The sequence below is a fragment of the Shewanella aegiceratis genome, assembly GCF_019457495.1.
GTDB lineage: Bacteria > Pseudomonadota > Gammaproteobacteria > Enterobacterales > Shewanellaceae > Shewanella > Shewanella loihica.
The window spans coordinates 3,512,686-3,531,876 of the sequence record NZ_CP080416.1 but is presented as its reverse complement, the minus strand read 5'-3'; the positions used below and the strand labels follow the sequence as shown (position 1 = coordinate 3,531,876).

Annotated in this window: 16 protein-coding genes; 4 read left to right on the top strand and 12 right to left on the bottom strand. The window is 54.7% G+C overall.

The window, feature by feature from the left end; genetic code table 11:
• Positions 1-508: 508 nt before the first annotated feature.
• On the bottom strand, positions 509-787 hold the full coding sequence (ppiC, locus tag K0H80_RS15410; RefSeq protein ID WP_220072142.1) for a peptidylprolyl isomerase PpiC: 279 nt from the start codon (positions 785-787) through the stop codon (positions 509-511).
• A gap of 213 nt (positions 788-1,000) precedes the next feature.
• Here ppiC and K0H80_RS15405 point away from each other — a divergent pair, with 213 nt between their 5' ends.
• Entirely contained in the window at positions 1,001-1,894 is an 894-nt protein-coding gene (locus K0H80_RS15405) for a LysR family transcriptional regulator (protein ID WP_220072141.1), read from the top strand.
• A 284-nt stretch (positions 1,895-2,178) separates the two neighbouring features.
• Here the strand turns inward: K0H80_RS15405 and K0H80_RS15400 are convergent, their stop codons facing one another.
• The 3 genes from K0H80_RS15400 to K0H80_RS15390 are packed head-to-tail and all read right to left on the bottom strand — an operon-like array spanning position 2,179 to position 4,893.
• Positions 2,179-2,748 carry a LutC/YkgG family protein gene (locus K0H80_RS15400; protein WP_220072140.1) on the bottom strand — a complete coding sequence of 190 codons (570 nt, stop codon included), beginning with the start codon at positions 2,746-2,748 and terminating at the stop codon, positions 2,179-2,181.
• Positions 2,749-2,750: 2 nt separating this feature from the next.
• Positions 2,751-4,139, bottom strand: coding sequence for a lactate utilization protein B (locus K0H80_RS15395; protein WP_144201865.1), 1,389 nt, complete (start codon positions 4,137-4,139; stop codon positions 2,751-2,753).
• Between the two features lie 10 nt (positions 4,140-4,149).
• Positions 4,150-4,893: a (Fe-S)-binding protein gene (locus K0H80_RS15390; RefSeq protein WP_220072139.1), complete on the bottom strand. Its 744-nt coding sequence runs from the start codon at positions 4,891-4,893 to the stop codon at positions 4,150-4,152.
• 448 nt (positions 4,894-5,341) lie between these two features.
• Here K0H80_RS15390 and K0H80_RS15385 point away from each other — a divergent pair, with 448 nt between their 5' ends.
• Positions 5,342-7,576: an acyl-CoA dehydrogenase gene (locus K0H80_RS15385; RefSeq protein WP_220072138.1), complete on the top strand. Its 2,235-nt coding sequence runs from the start codon at positions 5,342-5,344 to the stop codon at positions 7,574-7,576.
• Between the two features lie 224 nt (positions 7,577-7,800).
• The gene (locus K0H80_RS15380; protein ID WP_220072137.1) at positions 7,801-8,583 is read left to right on the top strand and encodes a CLCA_X family protein; all 783 of its coding nucleotides are present in this window, start codon (positions 7,801-7,803) and stop codon (positions 8,581-8,583) included.
• Positions 8,584-8,633: 50 nt separating this feature from the next.
• Here K0H80_RS15380 and K0H80_RS15375 read toward each other — a convergent pair whose 3' ends face one another.
• The 8 genes from K0H80_RS15375 to K0H80_RS15340 all read right to left on the bottom strand — a co-directional run bounded on the left by K0H80_RS15375 (position 8,634) and on the right by K0H80_RS15340 (position 18,206).
• Positions 8,634-10,811 carry a cation:dicarboxylate symporter family transporter gene (locus tag K0H80_RS15375; RefSeq protein WP_220072136.1) on the bottom strand — a complete coding sequence of 726 codons (2,178 nt, stop codon included), beginning with the start codon at positions 10,809-10,811 and terminating at the stop codon, positions 8,634-8,636.
• A gap of 173 nt (positions 10,812-10,984) precedes the next feature.
• On the bottom strand, positions 10,985-12,691 hold the full coding sequence (locus K0H80_RS15370; protein WP_258406118.1) for a GGDEF domain-containing protein: 1,707 nt from the start codon (positions 12,689-12,691) through the stop codon (positions 10,985-10,987).
• A 70-nt stretch (positions 12,692-12,761) separates the two neighbouring features.
• Positions 12,762-13,028, bottom strand: coding sequence for a hypothetical protein (locus tag K0H80_RS15365; RefSeq protein ID WP_220060067.1), 267 nt, complete (start codon positions 13,026-13,028; stop codon positions 12,762-12,764).
• A 40-nt stretch (positions 13,029-13,068) separates the two neighbouring features.
• The gene (locus K0H80_RS15360; protein ID WP_220072134.1) at positions 13,069-13,881 is read right to left on the bottom strand and encodes an SAM-dependent methyltransferase; all 813 of its coding nucleotides are present in this window, start codon (positions 13,879-13,881) and stop codon (positions 13,069-13,071) included.
• Positions 13,882-13,975: 94 nt separating this feature from the next.
• Entirely contained in the window at positions 13,976-14,632 is a 657-nt protein-coding gene (locus tag K0H80_RS15355; protein ID WP_220072133.1) for a GNAT family N-acetyltransferase, read from the bottom strand.
• Positions 14,622-16,313 carry a pepsin-like aspartyl protease gene (locus K0H80_RS15350; protein ID WP_220072132.1) on the bottom strand — a complete coding sequence of 564 codons (1,692 nt, stop codon included), beginning with the start codon at positions 16,311-16,313 and terminating at the stop codon, positions 14,622-14,624. Before K0H80_RS15350 ends, K0H80_RS15355 begins: the two co-directional genes overlap by 11 nt.
• Before the next feature lie 265 nt (positions 16,314-16,578).
• The gene (locus K0H80_RS15345) at positions 16,579-17,832 is read right to left on the bottom strand and encodes a M56 family metallopeptidase (RefSeq protein WP_220072131.1); all 1,254 of its coding nucleotides are present in this window, start codon (positions 17,830-17,832) and stop codon (positions 16,579-16,581) included.
• The gene (locus K0H80_RS15340; RefSeq protein WP_220043179.1) at positions 17,832-18,206 is read right to left on the bottom strand and encodes a BlaI/MecI/CopY family transcriptional regulator; all 375 of its coding nucleotides are present in this window, start codon (positions 18,204-18,206) and stop codon (positions 17,832-17,834) included. The genes K0H80_RS15345 and K0H80_RS15340 overlap by 1 nt, the downstream gene beginning before the upstream one ends.
• 479 nt (positions 18,207-18,685) lie before the next feature.
• On the opposite strand from K0H80_RS15340, the gene K0H80_RS15335 reads away from it, so the two are divergent.
• Entirely contained in the window at positions 18,686-19,111 is a 426-nt protein-coding gene (locus tag K0H80_RS15335) for a hypothetical protein (protein WP_220072130.1), read from the top strand.
• Positions 19,112-19,191 lie beyond the last annotated feature (80 nt).

Below are 19,191 nucleotides of genomic sequence, written 5' to 3'. Positions count from 1 at the left end.
TCCAAAGCATGACAGACAAATTGACCCCTTATTCTATGATAAGTTTACTATTAGTTAGCATTTTTTATCTGGCGTCATATAGTTATGAACAATACTACGATCATTGGTGTTGATTTAGCAAAAGATGTCATAGGTGACTGTTTTTACACAGATTATAAGATAGTAAAAAACTTTGAAATGCAGCCTAAGCATTATTTTTTGGTATTGCTTTTACAAAGTATTAAATGAAGTTAAATCGAAGAGAGATAAATACTCTGTGTAGATACGACTGTGACCTTCGGTTTCAGGGATGAAACCGTAGAGCGGCCAAGGATGGCTTCACAGCGTGTCACAGGCGTATCTGCACAACCCCCGCCGGGTAGGCGATAGGTTAAAGAGAAGGTAAGAATTTCAAATCGGTATATAAGTCCGTTAGGACGCTTGTTTTACACCGAAGAAGCAAGGTTTAAACCGGTTAGCGGAGAGGGTTAACAATCACCCCTTTGAACACTTAGGCTAAACCTTAGCATCAGGTCCGATACAACACCTTCACCACGTGCCAGCCAAACTTGGTCTTGACCAGATGCGGCCTGATCAACTCGCCGGTGAAGCAGACCTTGTCGAAGGCGGGCACCATCTGACCTTTCTTAAACTCCCCCAGGCTGCCGCCTTTCTTACCCGATGGGCAGGTGGAGTGTTTCTTGGCGAGCTGGTCGAACTTAGCGCCCTTGTTGAGCTTCTCGATGATCTCTTCGGCGAGTTCTTTATGTTTGACCAAAATGTGTAATGCGGCGGCGGTTCTAGCCATCTTAATGCTCTCTGGATTGGCGGGAATTAATCATTGCCGATGATTATAACTCAGCTTGCGGGCGAGATTCACGGGGCGCTTACCGGAAAAGAGGAGAATTTATTGCACTTTTCTTGATGCGGCTCAGTGTTGCCTAAGGCTTTTCTACTGCGCTATGTGCGCGGTTTTGTTATAATTCTTATCCATTTCTAATCGGTTTTTTCGAGGCTTTTGATGGCGCGTAGCGTAGGCACAGAACTTGAGCTTATCCATCTGTTTGTGCATCTGGTGAATACCGGCGGTTTTTCCCAGGTGGCCAAAGAGCTGGGGATGCCCGTGGCGACAGTTAGCCGCAAGGTGACTAAACTCGAGAGCCTGCTGGATACTCAGCTGATCATGCGCAGCACCCGTAAGCTGAGGTTAACCGAGGAGGGCAGCGAGCTTTTTGGCCGCTATCAAAATGTGGTGGCCCAGTTTGATCGCTGTAGCGAGCCCAGAGTCGAGAAGGCCGAAGGTACACTGCGCATCGCGGCGCCCGTGTCTATCATCTCGATGATCTTCATCGGGGTGCTAAACGACTTCTCTAAGGCCTATCCGGATATTCAGCTGCATATTACCCAGAATAACTCCAGTATCGATCTGATCGACGAGGGGGTGGATGTGGCCATTGTCGGCGGCGCCCAGCCCGACTCTTCCTGGGTCTCTAAGTCGCTGGGGGTCTTAGATTATGGCCTGTTTGCCTCGCCGGGCTACCTTGCCTGCGCCGGCACGCCCCAACACCCGGATCAGCTGGTGGAGCACTCCTTGATCAAGGTGTGGCCCCTGTTTAACTGGTCGATGAAGCATGTCAGCGGCGAAGATTTCTATTACGAAGGCCCGGCTAAGTTGACCCTTGGAGATCTCAACGGTGCGGTGCGCGCCGCGGTAGATGATGGCGGCATTCTCTACGGCCCAGAGCTGTTCGTGAAGGAGGAGCTTGCCTCGGGTGAGCTTCGCCGGGTGTTGCCCGACTGGCACGGCGAGCAGCGACGCATCTCCCTGTTGTATCATCAGCGCACCCATCAGCCCCTCAAGGTGAAGCTGTTTATCGAGTTCATGCAGGACAGAGCCAGCTGTTTGTTCCATTAACGCCGCGCTGCTAACACCTTTGCTTCGCGTCAGTTTCGCTAGCCCCTTGTCGTTGGCGCTGGCGCCTGCCCAACAAACTCACAGCTAGCCGCCTACCAAGATTCCGTCTGCATCGTCTCTGACGTTTGGTGACAAATTAAGACAACTATTTCACTCAAGAAATTATTTCACTCAAGAAATTCAGGCAAAAAAAAGCCACCACAGTGATCGTGGTGGCCAGGCAGTTTGAGGCTGCTAAATAGGGTTGAAGCTTAGGACCTAAACTAATGTTTTCAGCTAGGCGCTTAAACCAGGTAGACATTCAGGCTGCAGGCGCCGTGGGCACCCACGACCAAGGCCTGCTCGATGTCCGCTGTCTTGGATGGGCCGGCGATAAAGACGCCGAACTCACCGCTGTCTAAACCAATCTGCTTAATCGCCTGATGCATGTTGGCAACCACCTTATCGGCGCTCACTACCAGGAACAGGTTTTCACAGATGAAGGGAGTTACCCTGTGGCCCAGGTGCTGGTTGTTGACCCAGATGGCGCCATTTTCAGCCACGGCGACATCGCCGGGGATCACCGCAAAGTCGATGTCTCTTAGCTCATGGGCTGTGTCCGGGGCATTACGGTTGCCCGTGACACCTTCGACCTGGGAGATCACCTGCTTGCCTTCTTTGATCAGCTCGTCGACCTTGGCTTGCAGGGCGGCCAGGCCACCCTCACGATGCAGGGTACCGGCAACCGTGCCCAGGTTGGTTTCAAACTGGCCAATCACATCGTCTAGACGTGGGCTGACATTGATTGGCGGCATGGCCTGAGGTGCAACCGCGACGCTTTTTAATGCATTGAGAATAGATTGCTTGCTCGACATTTTTATTGACCTCTGTTTTTGTTAAACCAAGCTTCGAAGCTGGACTTAGGTGCGACTGGCAGCTCTCTGTATTTACCCCAGGCGCCAGAGAATGGCTTGAGCAGCGAGCCCGGCAGGATACGCAGTGCGGTGCGGGCGACGCTCATGGAGCAGTTGAGCATGGTTTCGCTGGCCATGAAGTTACCGACCAGCGGCATATAGTTGCGCTTACCGTAAGGCAGTTTGCCCGCCTTGGCCTTGAGGCGACGGTGATGGTGGATGATCTTATCCAGCGGCACCTTGGTCGGGCAGACATAGCTACAGCTGCCACACAGGGTACAGGCCCAAGGGATAGAGTGGGTATCATCGGCCTGAGCACCCACGGCGATGCCGATAGGGCCAGGGATGGTGTAGTTGTAGCTGTAACCGCCTGAGCGACGATACACAGGACAAGTGTTCAGACAGCCACCACAGCGGATACACTTGAGCGATTCTGCCAGGATCTTGTCTTGCAGCATGTCGGTGCGGCCGTTGTCGACGATGATCACATGCATTTCGCCGCCATCCTGTGGACCGCGATAGAAGCTGGAGTAGGTGGTGATCGGCTGACCGGTGGCGTTGCGGGCCAAGGTGCGCAGCAAGATGGCGGCGCTGTCGAGATCCGGCACTATCTTGTCTATGCCCATGGAGTGCAGCTGCAGTTTCGGCAGGTTAGCGCCCATGTCGGCGTTACCTTCGTTGGTGCAGACCACAACGGCGCCTTTGTCGGCGATGGCCATGTTAACCCCTGTCATGGCCGCATCGGCAGACAGGAACTGCTCACGAAGGTGAGCGCGGGCGGCGCGGGTGAGATAGAGAGGATCCGAGGCGCCCGCCTCTGTGCCTAACTTGTCGTGGAAGAGGTCGCCCACTTCCTCTTTCTTTAGGTGGATCGCCGGTACCACGATATGTGATGGCGGCTGCTTGGCCAGCTGAATGATGCGCTCACCCAGGTCGGTGTCGATCACCTCTATGCCCTTGCTCTCGAGGTAAGGGTTGAGGTGACACTCTTCGGTGAGCATAGACTTGGACTTAACCAGCTTCTTCACCTGATGCTTGGCCAGAATGTTATGGACTATCTGGTTGTGCTCGGCGCCATCTTTGGCCCAGTGCACGACGATACCGTTGGCCAGACAGTTCTTCTCGAAAGTCTCCAGGTATTCGCCCAGATGGGTCAGGGTGTGGAGCTTCATTTCGGAGCCGAGCTGACGCAGCTGCTCCCATTCCGGCAGGCTGGCGGCGGCGCGATCGCGCTTCTCACGCAGCACCCATAGGGCCTTTGAGTGCCAATCGACGCGAGCCTCATCCTGACAGAAGATGTCGGCCTTCTTCGCATGCACGCCTGAGTTGAGTGCGGTGGTTTGACTAGACATGAGCTACTCCTTACAGGGCTGCGTTGATGACTTCGGCAATATGACGGGTCGCGATCGGCAATAGCTGACGGCGGATCATGCCATCCAGGTGTAGCAGGCATGAGGGGTCGAAACCTACCGCATAGGTGGCGCCCGTGGCGGCGTGGGCCTGGGCCTTGTCTTTACCCATCTTGGCCGAAACGGCGCCCTCGTCGACGGCGAAGGTACCACCGAAGCCGCAGCATTCGTCGCGGCGATCTGGGTAGACGATTTCGATACCTGGGATACGGCTCAGTACGGCCTCGACCTTATTGGTGCGTGGGCCCATCTGCTCGCTCGGCGTCGCCAGGTCCAACATGCGGATGCCGTGACAGCTCAGCTGCAGGCTGATCTTGAAGTTAAACGCCTTGTTGAAGGCAGGGATCGGCGCCACATCGTGGAGGAACTCGGTCAGCTCATAGAGCTTGTCGATCACCGCCTGGGCTTCTGGGCTGTCGTCAAACTCATGGAAGTTCTCCTTGGCGGCAACCAGGCAAGAGGCGGCCGGGCAGACGATGACGTCACACTCGACACCCTTGAAGGCGTTCAGCAGCTTAAGGGTGGTTTTCTTGGCTTCATCAAAACAGCCCGAGTTAGTCATGGGCTGGCCACAGCAGGTCTGCCCCTTGGGCAGTATGACCTGATGGCCGAGTTTTTCGAGGAGTTCGACGGTGGCGATGCCGACATGGGGCATCATCTGGTTCACCAGACAGGGAATAAATAGGGCTATCTTCATGAAGCACTCTCTTATTTTGATGGCTGCATGTGGGCGAATGCGCTGGCTTATCGTGCCGCTACAGGTGGCATAAGCTGGGTATTTGGCCCATATCGCAGGGTTATTTGTGATGATAATTTAAGCTTATATCCACATAATAAGTAGTGCTAATTTAGTAAATATATATGCTTATTTTTCCATTTTTGAAACAGGGTGATTTCGCTCACTCATTAATGAAAAATGTCTCTGATCTAGGTCAAAAAAGGCCTTATTCAAACAATTATATGAAACAAGTGTTTAAATTTTTTATTTGAGCGTACACTTGTAACCTTTTGAAAAGAATGAGCTTAATTTTTAGTTGCGTTTGTAACTGTAAAATAAAGCATTTTTTTGAGGTTAGAATATTTGATCTAATCCATTTTTTGTGACGTAATGCACACTAGGTTTTCTGGTCGGATGAGTCTGAAAGATGAGTATTAGAACAAAATTTAAAAAAGTACTGCCGAGTATTTCTACCACTGAACAAGAGGCGCTCGACGCCGGTGATGTATGGCTAGAGGGATCTATCTATCAGGGGATCCCAGACTTCGATGCCCTGCGTCAGGTTCCGGGGGCGACCTTGTCCGATGAGGAGCAGGCCTTCCTCGACGGCCCAGTGCAGACACTTATCGAGATGGTGGATGATTTTGTCATTCAAAACAGCCTGCATCTGCCAGACAACATACTGAATTTCCTAAAAGAGCATAAGTTCTTCTCGCTGATCATTCCTAAGGCCTTCGGCGGCCTGGAATTCAGCCCTTATGCCAACTCGACGATTGTGGCCACCATTGCCGCCAAGAGTTCGGCGGTGGCGGTGACCGTTATGGTGCCAAACTCATTAGGTCCGGGTGAGCTGCTGATGCATTACGGCACTCAGGCCCAGCAAGATTTCTGGCTGCCGCGTCTGGCCAATGGCCAGGAGATCCCCTGTTTCGCATTGACCAGCCCAGAGGCGGGCTCGGACGCCGGTGGTATTCCCGATATCGGCACTGTGACCATGGGTGAATACCAGGGCGAGCAAGTGCTCGGCCTGTCGGTAACCTGGGACAAGCGTTACATTACCCTGGCGCCCATCGCTACCGTACTGGGTCTGGCCTTCAAGGTGGAAGATCCACAAGGCCTGTTGGGCGGCAAGGAGCAGCTGGGGATCACCTGTGCGCTGATCCCTAAGTCGCATCCGGGTGTCGAGTTGGGTAACCGTCACGATCCTATGGGCTGCCGCTTCTATAACGGCACCACACGTGGTGAGAATGTATTTATCCCTATGGACTTCATCATAGGCGGTCAGCAGAATATTGGCCGTGGCTGGCAGATGTTGGTGGCCTGTCTCGGTGCCGGCCGTGGTATCTCGCTGCCGGCTCTTGGGGTCTCGGTAAGCCAGGCGTCTTTCAAGTCGTCGGCGGAATACGCCGCGGTGCGTGAGCAGTTTGGCCTGGCCATCGGCAAGTTCGAGGGGATCCAGGAGAAGCTGGCGGATATCGCCGGTAAGACCTATCTGCAAGAGGCGATGCGCGTACTGACCACAGAAGGCCTGGGCCTGGGGCTCAAGCCCTCAGTCGTAACCGCGATGGCCAAGTACCACATGACGGAGATTGGCCGCGACGTGCTGAACTCGGCCATGGATATTCAGGCCGGTAAGGCGATTCAGCGTGGTCCGCAGAATACCCTGGCTTCTGGCTATGTGGCGCAGCCTATCGCCATCACGGTGGAAGGGGCGAACATTCTGACCCGCAACCTGATGATCTTCGGTCAGGGCGTGATGCGCTGTCACCCTCATCTGCAAAGCATGGTTGAGGCGATTCACAGCGACGACAAAGATGCTGACAAGACCTTTAACCGTATCTTCAAGCAGACTGTTGGCTACAGTGTGGGCAACAGCCTGCGCGCCTTCCGCCTGGGTCTGCTGCCTTTTACCGCCGATGCCAAGTCTGAGTTGAGCGAAGTGGTGGAATATGAGAAGGCGGTGCACAAGCTGGCGTCGAAACTGGCTGTATATGCCGACTTCTCTCTCTTGGTGCTTGGCGGCAAGCTTAAGCAGGCCGAGATGCTGTCGGCGCGTCTGGGGGATGTGATGAGCTACCTGTACGCGGCCATGGCCTCGATTCGCTACTACGAGCAGAAGGTGAGCAGCGAGCATCGTGCCCAGGCTAAGCCTTACTTCGAGTACGCGACCCGCTGGGCGCTGATGAACGCCGAAAATGCCCTGTTGAGCTTCCTGGATAACTTCCCATCTGCAGCGACACGTCAGCTGATGAAGCTTATCACTGTGACCTACTCGCCTAAGATGAAGAAGATCAACGACGATCTGATCCGCGAACTGGCCCATGAGGCGCAGCTCAACACCCAGATCAAGCGTCAGCTGACCCATCTGGTGAAGCCGGTACCGGGGGATGGCAATGACATCAACCAGCAGGCATATCTGGCGAAGATCGCCTGTCTGCCGCTGCTGGCCAAGGTGAAGAAGGGCCTGAAGCAGGGGTACTTCAAGTCTGGGGTGAGATTCGCGCAGACGCTGGACCGCGCCCGCGAAGCCAAGATCATCACAGAGGGCGAGCACAAGCAGCTGCTGGACTATAACCTCAAGCGTGAGCGCGCCATTCGTGTCGATGAGTTCGACTTCGATATGCAGCTGATCAGCGACAAGGCGGCGCTGAAGATAGCCTAGCCTAATGGTTTAAGTCTGATCTGCTTCGTATCAGCATCAATGCCAATAGCCGCCCTAGGGCGGCTTTTTTGTGTGCCGATGTTGCGACTATCTTCGTCGCTGCTGGCGCGATTATCGGGGTCATGACCTGCACTTGAAAGTGTGCCACACCTCCTTTATCGCCGAGATCATCTGCAGATAGAAAATAGGGTATGATGGCTGCGGGCAATTTTATGGGCAGGCGAGTGATAAAACGAAACCAGTATCGACGTGAGGGACCAGACTATCGCTGCGGCGAGCAGGTGAGCTTTCACGACATCAAGGAGGTGTTCGGCCTCAATCATATTCGCCTGGGCAGCTGGGTGGAGGAGGAAGAGAAGCATAAGGCGGCTAACCTTATCTTCGACGCCTTTGCCGATCTCGCCTTCATGTTAAAGCTGCCGCCCAAGGCCATGGGGCTGAGACAGACGCTGAACCTGGCCTTCGGGACAGGTGGGCAGATGGGCGTGCAGGCCCACTATATGCCTGCTCAGAGGGAATTAGCCCTGGCAAAAAATGCCGGCGCCGGCGCCCTGGCACACGAGTTCTGGCACGCCTTCGACCACTATATTGCGACCAAGGCCTTCGAGATCCCAACCACAGGCATCGCCTTTGCCAGTCACTGCTGGCTGGTCGACCACACGCCAGTTGTTCATCCCCTTAACGATCGCCTGATGCAGCTGTTTGCCTGCGTCTTGCTGAGCGGCGATGGCCAGGACAGCCACGAGTATGTACGCCGCGCCGTGGCGCTGGACAGGCAGCAGGGCAGGCAATACTTTTCCAAACCCACAGAGATGATGGCCAGGGCCTTCGAGGCCTGTATCGAGTCCCATCCCGAGATCCGCAATCCCTACCTGGTCAACGAGACCCTGGACTCGCCGCTGGCCAAGGCAGGTGGATACCCCAGCCTCGATCACAGAGAGAGCATCTATCGCCAGCTACTGGCCTATTTCGGCCCCCTGGGTGAGGCTTTGGAACGAGAAAGGTAATCGAGAAGGCTAGTACGAGACGGTTAGCAATGAGAAAAGCGAGCCAAGTTCTAGTCTACCCAGTGCAGCACGTCCCGTATGATGGACCACCTGGGTTTAGGCTCGCTGGCGCCTTGGCCTAGCATCCAGTAGCTGTAGAGCCGCTCTTGGTGGCCATCCACCTTGCGCAGCTTCTGCCAGTTGTTGACATAGTTGAGCAGCGACTGGTTGTCCTGGGCGACCGCATAGGCGATAGGGTACTTCGCCTTGTACTCCAGCGGCGCTATGCCATAGCCGGGGAAGAAGAGGGTCCAGGCGGAGCCCGCCTCGGCGCTGATCACCACGGCATCATACTTGTCGCCCTTCTGACGGAAGAAGTCCTTGTAGCCCTTAATCTTGACGAACTTGAGGTTGGGATAGAAGGCCTTGGCATCTTCTATGATGTCGCTGTGCTCCACGTAGGCGATGGTAGTATCTTGCATCGCCTTGATCGACTGGTTGCGCTTGAAGCTGTTGACCTTATGGTCTTTGGTTGCGATGGCAAGGTTGAGTAGCAGCACGGGTTCCACATAGCTCAGATTGTCCATCTGCTCGATATCCATCGCCAGACCCGACATGGCGATATCGAAGAAACCCGCGTCGAGGGATGCTGCCAGCTTATCCTTCTCGAAGGGTATGAACTCGACTTTTACCCCAAGATCGTCCGCCAGACGATTGGCCATGGCGCTGTCGAAGCCCACCAGTTGCCCGGCGTTGTTGTAATAGCTAAAGGGCACATTGCTGGGGATATAACCGACCCTCAGCAGGCCGCGGGCGCGGATGGCGTTGACATCGGCGATAGGGCGACTGGCGCTCTGGCCTAATACCGGATATTGCTTGCTCACCTTGGTCGGCACCTTGTCGGCCACCTGCATGTTGGCGATAACGCCGCTGGTCACCTCTGGGCTATGAATAAACAGCCCCATGCCCACCCGGCAGACGATGAGGGTGAGCACCACGCTGGCCCCCACGCCTATGGCCATCTTGAGCAGTTGCGGTGGCCTGAATCTTAGACGCTTCTCAAATAGCGCCACCGTCAGCAGTGTCAGGGCAAACAGGTTCATCACGGCGGTGATGGAGTTAAACTTGCCCGTGATGAAGCCAGACATCACAAATAGCTGGAACAGATCTTGGGGCAGATGCACCAGGTCCAGCATGAAGGGGATAGCCACATACACGCTGCCAAATAGCGACAGCACGCCGCTGATGGAGAGCGATGGCAGGGCGCCGAGCTCTATCGGCGTGCCGTTAAACCAACCGGCGAAGAGCACGAAGAGGATCACCGTCAGCTTGCCTATGTTGGGGAAGGTGAAGGCGATGGGCACCAAGATCTCCACCAAGGTTTCGGCATCGTCGCTCAGGCTCTGATGCTCGCGCATGATCTGCTTACACTCCTCGACGATCACCGGGATCACGATGAAGATGTTGCCGGTGGCAAAGGCGGTAACCAGGCTGGACTTGCTGATCCTTAGCGCCTGGGCGAAGGTGACCGGCGTCAGGGAGGCGACTATCCAGGGCAGTACCCAGAAGGTGAGCAGCAGGCAGAGGACGAAGTAGCTGATGAGATAGACTTGCATGCTGGCAAACTCATCCACTCCCATGGTGCCAGCGGCCGAGGCCGACATGGCGAAGATCCCTATAGGCAGTACCTTCACCAGCGCCTGGGTGATCTTGGAGAATATCTCGCTGCAGGTGTGCATGAAGTTAATGATCAGCTGCTTGTTGTCGCCCTCCATGCCAATGAGTGCCAGCCCCATGGCGATGGCGAAGATAACCATGGCGGGCACATAACCCTCGGCCATCGACTGGAAGGGGTTAGAGGGAATATAGAGCTTGAAATAGTCGATAGCCGCGGCGGGCTCGATGGAGCTGGTGCTGAAGAAGGAGGCGGTCTCGACAAAGGGAAAGGAGAGCGGCATCAGGGCGACCAGTAGCAGGCCTACAGCCCAGAGCAGCAGCATGATGACGCCGGCGCGGCTAAAGATCAGGCTGGCGGTGGCGCGCTTGAGTTTACCTATGCCCCCTACCAGAGAGACCAGAATATAGGGCAGTACCGTCATCTGCATCAAGAGGATCACGCTGGTGCCTATGCTGCTCATCCAGCCGACGGATTCACCGAAAAAGAGCCCCACGGCAAAACCGACAAACATGGCGACGAGCATCTGGGTCGAGCTGGTCATGGCGAGCAGTTTTTTTAGCACCAGAGTCATTCCCTTTTTACGTATGTTTGAGTTTCCGACTGCCTGATTATAAAAGGGGCTGCGGCTTGGCAAAAGGCTTTCATCTCAATCTGTTGCGCAGCAGCACAATTAATATCCGGGCAGATAGTCGTAGCCAGTCTCATGCCAAGGCTGGCCCGAACGCTTAATGCTAGCCTCCCTCGTTAGAGGGAGAGCAGAGAATGGGACGCCTGAGGGATAGTGCGCTTGGATTCGGGGTCGAAGATACAGATGCGATCTCGCCCGGTTTCCTTTGACTGATACATGGCGCTGTCGGCGTCGTTGATCAGCCGCTCCAGCTTATAGCCGGACATCTGAGTATCTGTGATCCCAAAGCTGGCAGTAACCTCAAACTCATGGCCGGTGGCGCTACAATCAATCCCGGCAATCGCCTTACGGCAGGCCTCAGCCAGCTTAACCGCCGTCTGTAGATCGCAGCCGGGCAGGGCGATACAGAACTCCTCGCCGCCGATGCGGGCGAAGATATCGTTCTTGCGTCCCTGTGCCTGACAGGCCTTGGCAACTTTCTTCAGTACCCAGTCGCCAATTGCGTGACCATATTTATCGTTGATCTGCTTGAAGTTATCCAGATCGAACAGTATATAGCTGAGGTCTACCTCGCTGCTCTCGCAGTAGGTGAGTGCGCTCTGGGCGACCTGGGTGAAGTGACCGCGGTTAAACACATGTGTCAGGGCATCGTATTCTGCCAGCTGCTTGAGGCGCTTCTGAATCGTCCATGACTTATAGGCCCAGAAGCCCAGCAGGGTGATGATGGCGATTAGCAGCGAGATAAATAGCCGGTTGTTTTCCGCCTGGGTCTTCGCCAGTTGCTGTTCGGTCAGTAGCAGGTTGTTCTGTCTGTCCAGCAGTGTGATACGACTCTTCTGCTCCGCCGCCTGATGCTCGGCGAGCTGGAAGGCCAGATGCTTGGTCTTGATATCATCCAGGTATGCCTTGTCGGCCTGGGCGTACTTGACGTGATAATCCAGCGCCGCCTTGTAATTGCCGCTGAGCTCGGCGATCTGATAGAGCACCTTGTAGGCGGTAACGACCGCCTGAGTATTGCCTAAGCCCTTTGCCAAATTGACAATTTTCTCTGCCAGTAACCGCGCTTCACCTATCTTGTGATCCTTCAGATAGGCGCTGGCCAGGGTGGCGTAGACCTCGGCGATAAGCCTTGGGTAACGGGTTTTCTCTATGGTTTCCAGCGATGGCTTGAGTTGGCCATAGACTTCTGCCGTATTCCCGTCTCGCAGGTATTTAGTGGCGATAAAGGAGTGGATAAAGCTCTCCATTATCACCTCTTCGTCACAGCTGGCGACCGCGGCCTGCAGGCTGGGGGAGTCGACCTCGAGTTGATTGAGGCCAAGCTGCGCCTCTATGGCTAAGCCATTGGCTAGGCAGGTGTTTCTTTTCGATGGCTTGCTGCTTCTTAGTTTTTCGGCGTAGCTTAGGCCTAACTCATACTGCTCAATCTGGTTGTAAAAAATGGCGGCGATGGCCAGTCCGCTCTGAACCGTTTCGGGGTCCTTTATCTGCTCGATAAATTGAAAGTTTTTGGAGAGATGCGTCAGGCCTTTGGACCAATCCTGGGAGATTGCATAGATGTTGATTAAGGTTTGATTGGCCCGGAATTTTAGTGTTTCGTTGGCGTTCGAGTTAAGGATCTTGTTGAATACGTCGATGCTCTGCGCTTGCTTGCCTTGGTAGGTCAGCTCATATCCGCGCAGGTAGTCTAAAAAATATCTCTGTTGTGGATTGAGTGGTTCCTTTTCTAGGGTATTTAGCAGCTCAGAGAAGGCTTTTGGATTGCTGCTCTTAAGTTGATCAGCCTGAGTTAAGGTTGCGTCAATATCGACTTCTTCAGCCATAGACTGGCTGAAGAAGAATATTAACAATAATAATAAATATCTGACTTTCATCTAAATAGTCTGAATAAGATTATTGGTTAACTGCGCTGGCCTGTTCCTGTTCTTCGTTTTCATTATTTTCATCTTCTTTCTGCTCATCTTCTGCCGGCAGTAGGAAGGCGACGACGTCAGGACAGATATCCAGCTGTTCGTGCAGCGCTTCTGTGTCGTTGACCAGTAGCGAGTTTTTAATTTCAGCCGCGACATCGGCAGCTAAAATTTCTTGTGCTTTAGCGTCTTGGTTTTGTAGCGCCGCATCCTGACCCATGCGTTCCAGTAATTGAATAATGTTCGACATTGTTCGTCCTTATTGTTGTTGGTGGTTAGTTTGTTATTGATTAGTTTTCGGGTAGTAGGGTGTCATCGACTTGGTATGCCGTTTCAAGTTTAGCCAGCTTCTCCAAGATTGTAGGGTTTGGCCGCATCTTTTCGCTGGGCGGGATCACCAGGGTGGTATGCATGAAGATCTTGGCATCGGCCAGGTCCCGTAGCGGCAGAGTGTGTTTGCGCACCTTATCTATGGGGAGCACGGCGGCCTCGTAGAGGATCACCTGATGATCTAAGGGGTAAGTCTCTGCCAGCAATTCTATCAGCACCTGACGATGGGCCTTGCCGGTGGCGAATCTGGCCATGCTCTTATCACCTGCCAGGCCTATCTGCCAGAGGATCAGGTAACAGGAGGGGTCGAAGCGCCGCTGGTAAAACATAAACTGGCTGGCTTCAAACTGCTGGCAGCCAAATTGCCCTGGGTCTATGCCGAGGTCGGCGATGAGGCAATCTTCAGCGGAGATGCCGGGCACCATGACTGCCTCGAACCCTTCGGCGCGCGCCGCCTCTATGGATCTATGGGGCGCCTGGGCGAATACGCCGGGGTGACCGTAGAAGGCGCCGACAACTTTCTTGCCTTGTCTGACCTCTGCCAGTATGGCGTCGACCATCTCACGGTAGGTGATATGGCGTGACTTACCCTCGCCGTAGTAGACCTGTAGCGAGCGTACGTCTGGGTGCATCTCCTGTAGCCAGAGTTCTACTATGCCGTTTGAAACGCCCGAGAAAACGACGTCGGCTTGTTCAATATAGCTGCGTGCCAGCGGGCAGATATGGGCGCCTAAGGTCATCCCTATGCCGACACAAGCCAGGCTTCCCGCCATGAATTTGGGTCCTGATGTTATGCATGTTAATTAAGGGTTAAAGCTAACAGCAATTTCTCTGTTTTAAAACCGCTAATTGCCTTGAATTGAATACTTATTTCGTACTTTTATAGTGGTGAGAATCGGCGAAGCAGGATTTCATCTGGCGAGCCTCTTTTGCCACTGTGGATGCCAGGGGCAACGCATCTGCGTCGAACACAAATCCCAGCTTCTTAACGAAGCGTTCGGTGGCGAGGTTCTTGGCGGCAAAGTTTGCCAAGATGCGCGTCACGCCTAGCTTAAGATAGGCATACTCCATTAGCGACCCCATGGCTTCCTCCGGGTAGAGTTTACCGTTGGCTTGGGGCATCAGCATTATGCCTATCTCGGCCAGGGTGCGATCCTCGCCCTGCCAGGTGAGACCTTGTATGCCAATAGCGTGCTGACTTTGCTGCTCGACTATCGCCCAGTTCATATATTGGCAACTAGATGCAGCGCCAGAGAGTGCCCGGTGCATCTGGCTCAAGGCGGTTTGAAACGCCCTGTCGGCCTGGGTCTGGGTGAGCGGCGCGCCGATATGGCGCATCACCCTCTCGTCGCAATAGAGGCGGCGATACAGCGCCTGGTCTGACTCATCTATCGGGCGCATGGTCAGGCGCTCGCTGGCAAAACCATGGTCTGCCAGGTAGTGGGTTAGCCGCGAAGGCAGCGCGGAGGAAGGCTGCTCCCTTGAGGGGAGTTGCTTTGATGAGAAGGGGTCATTATCTGGCATGCTGCACTTCGGATATCTGCAGCGGCCTCTGCTCGGCGAAGCGGATCACCCCCTTGTCATCTACCGAGCGGTCGAACACCACATAGTAGGCGCTCATCAGCGGCAGCCCCAATATGGATTGATCCGGCCAGTTGGGCAGCTGCGACAACAGCTTGAAGCAGGCCTTGCCCTGAGTCGGCGTGTTGATCTGCCAGTAGTGCTGTGGCGTGACGCGGATGGCGATGGGCTCGCATCCCGGCGGACAGTCGGGATCGTTGCAGCTCGGCGCCGCGTCATGCTCGTTTCGCGGGCCGACAAAATAGAAGGTGATATCTGGCCAGAGCTCCAGCTGTAGCTCTGCCATGTCGATACCTGTCTGCTGAAAGGCGATATCGCTAAAGGGGGCTATCTGCTGGGTGAACTTGGGGTCTATCGATTCCAGGGCCTGAGTCAGCGCGCCAAACAGGTGACGGGTGAGTACGATTGCAGAGGCGCCCGTGTCTATGATGGCGTTGCTCTGCCCCCTGAGAGTGTCGCAGATATGTACCCCATGGGTGTGTAGGTGCTGGCCGTCTGGGCAGAGCGCACTAGTGTCTGATGGTGCGTTATCTGGCTGGGCCTCGCCTGTTTCTGCTACTTCATGTTGCTCTGCTAACTCGTGCTCCGCTAACGCTTGCTCCTCTGCATCCTCTACAGATTGCGTCAGCAGGCTGGGGATCATCTCGCCATCGCCTATTTTTAGTCCCACTAGGTTGACGTTGTAATACCGGTTTTCGATCACCGCTATGGTCTTAAATTCGCCCTGGTACAGCTCGGTATGCTCCTCGCCGCCACCTAAGATCAACCAGCCCTGGTTGAGGGGATCTTGGCCGAGGAAGGCGAACTCGTTGGCGCTGTTGGGTGCGAGCACCTCTTGGTTTGCCACATGTATGCTGGAGCGGCGGGCGAAGAAGGCAAACTTGTTAGGGGTCAGGCCGTGGCTGGTTAAATTGCTGAAATAGGGCGGTAGATCATCTGTCGGCTGGGTGCGAAGAAAGCGCTTAAATTGGCGCAAATCTTCGCTGTTGAAGCTCGTCTCGGTCGCCTGATGCCACTGGGAGTCTTGCGCGGCGAGCGCGCCATGACCCATGGAGAAGTCATGATTCGCGTCAGTGAGTATCGGGCGATAGTGCTGGCTGCACAGGTGGATCTCCTCATCGAAGGGCCAGGGGAAGGTGAGCGCTGGGGCTATGCCATAGTGATGAAAATAGTTCTTGAGATCATAGACCTTGTTAAGGGCGTCGTAGGCCAGACCTAAGATGCCGTCGGCATCGGCAAAGCTGGTCTCCTGGGCAAGAGATGACACCACGGCCACAGGACACTGCTCAAGCACAATCGGATGATGGGCATGGGGAACATGGTCGTCATGGAGATCGAAATCTATCGCATCCTCACGAATCCCCACCCGGGTGTAGACCACTGGGCCGTCCCAGCCGCCTATACCGTAAAGCACCTCCTGGGCGAAGCTGGTGGGGGTGAGGGCAGTGTCGCGCTCCTCGACATAGTCGCTGCCGGACACGACCAGTGTGCTGCTGCCGGTATCTAAGATCAGGTTCAGCGGGTGCTTCTCGGCGCCAATTCTTAACTGGGCACTGTAGCCACCTTTGGCATACACATTGACGAGAGGGACTTTGAGGGTGCGGGCATTGGTGGTTGAACTCATCGATGACCTTTGGGGCTAAGGGAATTCATATAATTGTTATATAAGTGATTGTTTTACCCTATCCAATCAAGAGGGTCAATTTAAGGAAGACGGCCAGTTGCTGGTCTGGAAGAAACCAAGAGATCCGGATGAGCCTGTTTGCGGGAGCCTTGCTGATTGACAAGTTTAGGAAATGTTTAGTTACTCGGGAGATGGCCTGAGCAGTTTTGGTAACAGAAAAAGAGCTACGCGGCCCCTTTTCACTTTTCGGATTGTGTATCTGGCCTTAGCCGGCGGTGACCCGAACTCTTTCGATCTCAGCCTTAGGCGCCGACATCATAAAATCCAGCTGAACTTTAGCCTGGCTGACGCCCTCTGGTGAGGCTTCATAGCGCCACTGACTCAGGGCCTTGACCGCTTCGACGTCAAACACACCGGCAGGGGATGACTCGATAACAGACACATTACTGACTTTGCCCTGCTTGTCGATATCAAAGGCTAGCTGCACATAGCCCTCGATACTTTGTTTCGCCGCCTCGGCCGGATAGACTGGCTCGATGCGCATCACAGGGCTTGGGGCCTTGGCCTTGTCCTGGTGTTTGTCATTATGCTTGTCGCCCGCGATGGCGCTCTGGTTGATTAAGGCGCCTGACAGGCCCAGTGTAAGTGCCAGACCTAAAATGGCGAGGGGCCGCTTGGTGTGTGTTTTCTTCATTTGCATGATCCGCTCCTTGAGGATGGTCTTGTTTCCATAGTGAGTGTGTAGCATGCCCTGGTGGGCCTGCTGGGAGTAGGCCAATAGCGTTTGGCTATAGGCAATTCTTTGTTGTTTATCCATGTGGGTGGTGACCTCGGCATCGCAGGCTAGCTCCTGATCGTCACGAAAACGACGATAGGCCAGCCAGCACACAGGGTTGAACCAGAAGAGCGTTGCCAGCAGGTAGCCAAAGAGGTTGGCTGCTATGTCGTGGCGGGTTAGATGCTTAAGCTCATGGCTGAGTACCGCCGCCTGTTGTGACGGGGCGAGCTGTGTAAAACCTGTCGGCACCAAGATCACTGGCTTAAACAGTCCCGCGAGCATGGGCGAATCTATCTCTGGGTGGCACTTGATCACCAGAGAGGTCTCGCGCCCAGTCAGAGATAGCGGACCCTGGCTCAATGCTTGTGGCAGCTCGATCGCTTCGGCTCGATTGCTCAGGCGTTTAAGCTGAGTCGCCTGATAGAGCAGGGCACCAAGCAGTGCCAGACTGCCCAGCAGCCAGATGCTGGCCAATATCAGGTTTAGTGTCGGGTTCTCGCCCTGGGATAACAGCTCGCTCGCCAGCACGCGATAGTGCTGTAGCTGTTCAAGTGAGGGGCTGGCAAGCCTGGCGGGAACCAGCAGACCCAGTAGTGTGCCCGCCAACAACAAGGGCACCGAGGCCCAGAGCATGTAGGTGTTGTGGGCACCCAGACGCGCCAGCAGGGGCCTGTGCAGCAACAGGATAACCGCGCACAGCAGGGTTAGCGGTAGCATCAGATTTATGATTAGCGAGATCATCAGGATTGCTCCTCTTCCCAGTTATCGATGAGTGCCTTAAGTTCGGCGATATCCTCTGGGCTCAGCTGTTTCTGCTTGGCAAAGCCAGCCACCAGGGGAGCGACCTTACCGGCGAACACCCGCTCCACGAAAGACTGGCTCTCCTTGAGTTGATACTCGCTCTGATCGATCAGCGGGAAGTAGCGATAGGCTCTACCTTGCTTCTCAAAGCCCAGGGCCTGTTTCTTCACCAGGCGGTTGAGCAGTGTCTTCACGGTTTTTTCGTGCATGCCCTGGCTGCTGGCCAGCGCCTCTACCACCTCGCTGGCGCCTAAGGGCGAGTCTTGCCATAGGATGTTGAGTACCGACAGTTCGGCGTTGCTAATCTCTTTCATGATAGGACCGTCTTTACGATTACGTTTGTAATTTTCAATTAAGATTACATCTGTAATCCAAAGCGTCAAGGAATTTTTCAGTCTTAATTTTTGTAAATCATCCGCTCCCTCTGGGTAACTTTGTAGTAATATCTGCTGGAAATCACTGGTGTTTAGTGATTCACACTGCAAATAGCCGCAGATTGTTATCGGTTTGTCGGCTATCTTTGTTTGCTATCTGGGTGTCGCAGCATTGAGGATGAGGTAGATAAAATGGATTTTTCACTACAGGTATTCACTCCGGCGTTGGCCAAAGGGTTGACGCTTGGCCTGTTCGCACTACCCCTGTTCGCGCAGCCCTTGGACGCGACCGCCACCGAGCTGGCACAGATGTCATCACGGGCCCATGTCCAGCCCAGTCAATTGACGATCTTCAAGCAGAACCTTGGCCTGCATTCCCCGCCAACTGGCGCCTGGCCTACAGTGAGCAGCGTGGCGATATGTTTTCGGCCGAGTTTGTGCCCGCCCAGGAGATGCTGGCCCATTGGTCGTCGCTCTACTGCGTGCAGGGGTTTAAGGCGATGGCGCAGCGTATCGACCCCGAGGCCTTTCTCGACGGTTTTGCCGAGCAGTATCGCCATACCTGCGAGGGGGAGATGCAATACCAGAAACTGGGCGCCAGCGAGCTCGGCGGTAAGGCGAGCTATAGCGCCATGTTGACCTGCGATAAGATGCCGCAGACCCACAGAGGCGAGCAGGGCATAGATAAGCCGGTCGGCGAGATAGGTCACTATACTGTGATTGCCGGCAAGGAAGATCTGTTTCTGCTGCATCAATCGGCGCGGGGCGAAGCCTTGCTATCTCTCTCCTCCCTTAAGGTAGCGCCGCCCATCGAGCGCATCGCCGATATGTCGGGCCTTAGATAACGCCTGCTTGGCCCTTGCTTGCGACTGTGCTTTAGCCTGGGCTAACAATGGCCGCATTTGTGGTTGTTTTTAGGCCAATT

Coding starts and splice junctions, on each gene's coding strand:
- K0H80_RS15375 (WP_220072136.1), bottom strand. CDS start 10,811: ATGACTCTGGTGCTAAAAAAACTGCTCGCCATGACCAGCTCGACCCAG.
- K0H80_RS15370 (WP_258406118.1), bottom strand. CDS start 12,691: ATGGCTGAAGAAGTCGATATTGACGCAACCTTAACTCAGGCTGATCAA.
- K0H80_RS15350 (WP_220072132.1), bottom strand. CDS start 16,313: ATGAGTTCAACCACCAATGCCCGCACCCTCAAAGTCCCTCTCGTCAAT.
- K0H80_RS15385 (WP_220072138.1), top strand. CDS start 5,342: ATGAGTATTAGAACAAAATTTAAAAAAGTACTGCCGAGTATTTCTACC.
- K0H80_RS15405 (WP_220072141.1), top strand. CDS start 1,001: ATGGCGCGTAGCGTAGGCACAGAACTTGAGCTTATCCATCTGTTTGTG.
- K0H80_RS15355 (WP_220072133.1), bottom strand. CDS start 14,632: ATGCCAGATAATGACCCCTTCTCATCAAAGCAACTCCCCTCAAGGGAG.
- K0H80_RS15400 (WP_220072140.1), bottom strand. CDS start 2,748: ATGTCGAGCAAGCAATCTATTCTCAATGCATTAAAAAGCGTCGCGGTT.
- K0H80_RS15360 (WP_220072134.1), bottom strand. CDS start 13,881: ATGGCGGGAAGCCTGGCTTGTGTCGGCATAGGGATGACCTTAGGCGCC.
- K0H80_RS15365 (WP_220060067.1), bottom strand. CDS start 13,028: ATGTCGAACATTATTCAATTACTGGAACGCATGGGTCAGGATGCGGCG.
- K0H80_RS15390 (WP_220072139.1), bottom strand. CDS start 4,893: ATGAAGATAGCCCTATTTATTCCCTGTCTGGTGAACCAGATGATGCCC.
- K0H80_RS15345 (WP_220072131.1), bottom strand. CDS start 17,832: ATGATCTCGCTAATCATAAATCTGATGCTACCGCTAACCCTGCTGTGC.
- K0H80_RS15340 (WP_220043179.1), bottom strand. CDS start 18,206: ATGAAAGAGATTAGCAACGCCGAACTGTCGGTACTCAACATCCTATGG.
- K0H80_RS15335 (WP_220072130.1), top strand. CDS start 18,686: ATGTTTTCGGCCGAGTTTGTGCCCGCCCAGGAGATGCTGGCCCATTGG.
- K0H80_RS15395 (WP_144201865.1), bottom strand. CDS start 4,139: ATGTCTAGTCAAACCACCGCACTCAACTCAGGCGTGCATGCGAAGAAG.
- ppiC (WP_220072142.1), bottom strand. CDS start 787: ATGGCTAGAACCGCCGCCGCATTACACATTTTGGTCAAACATAAAGAA.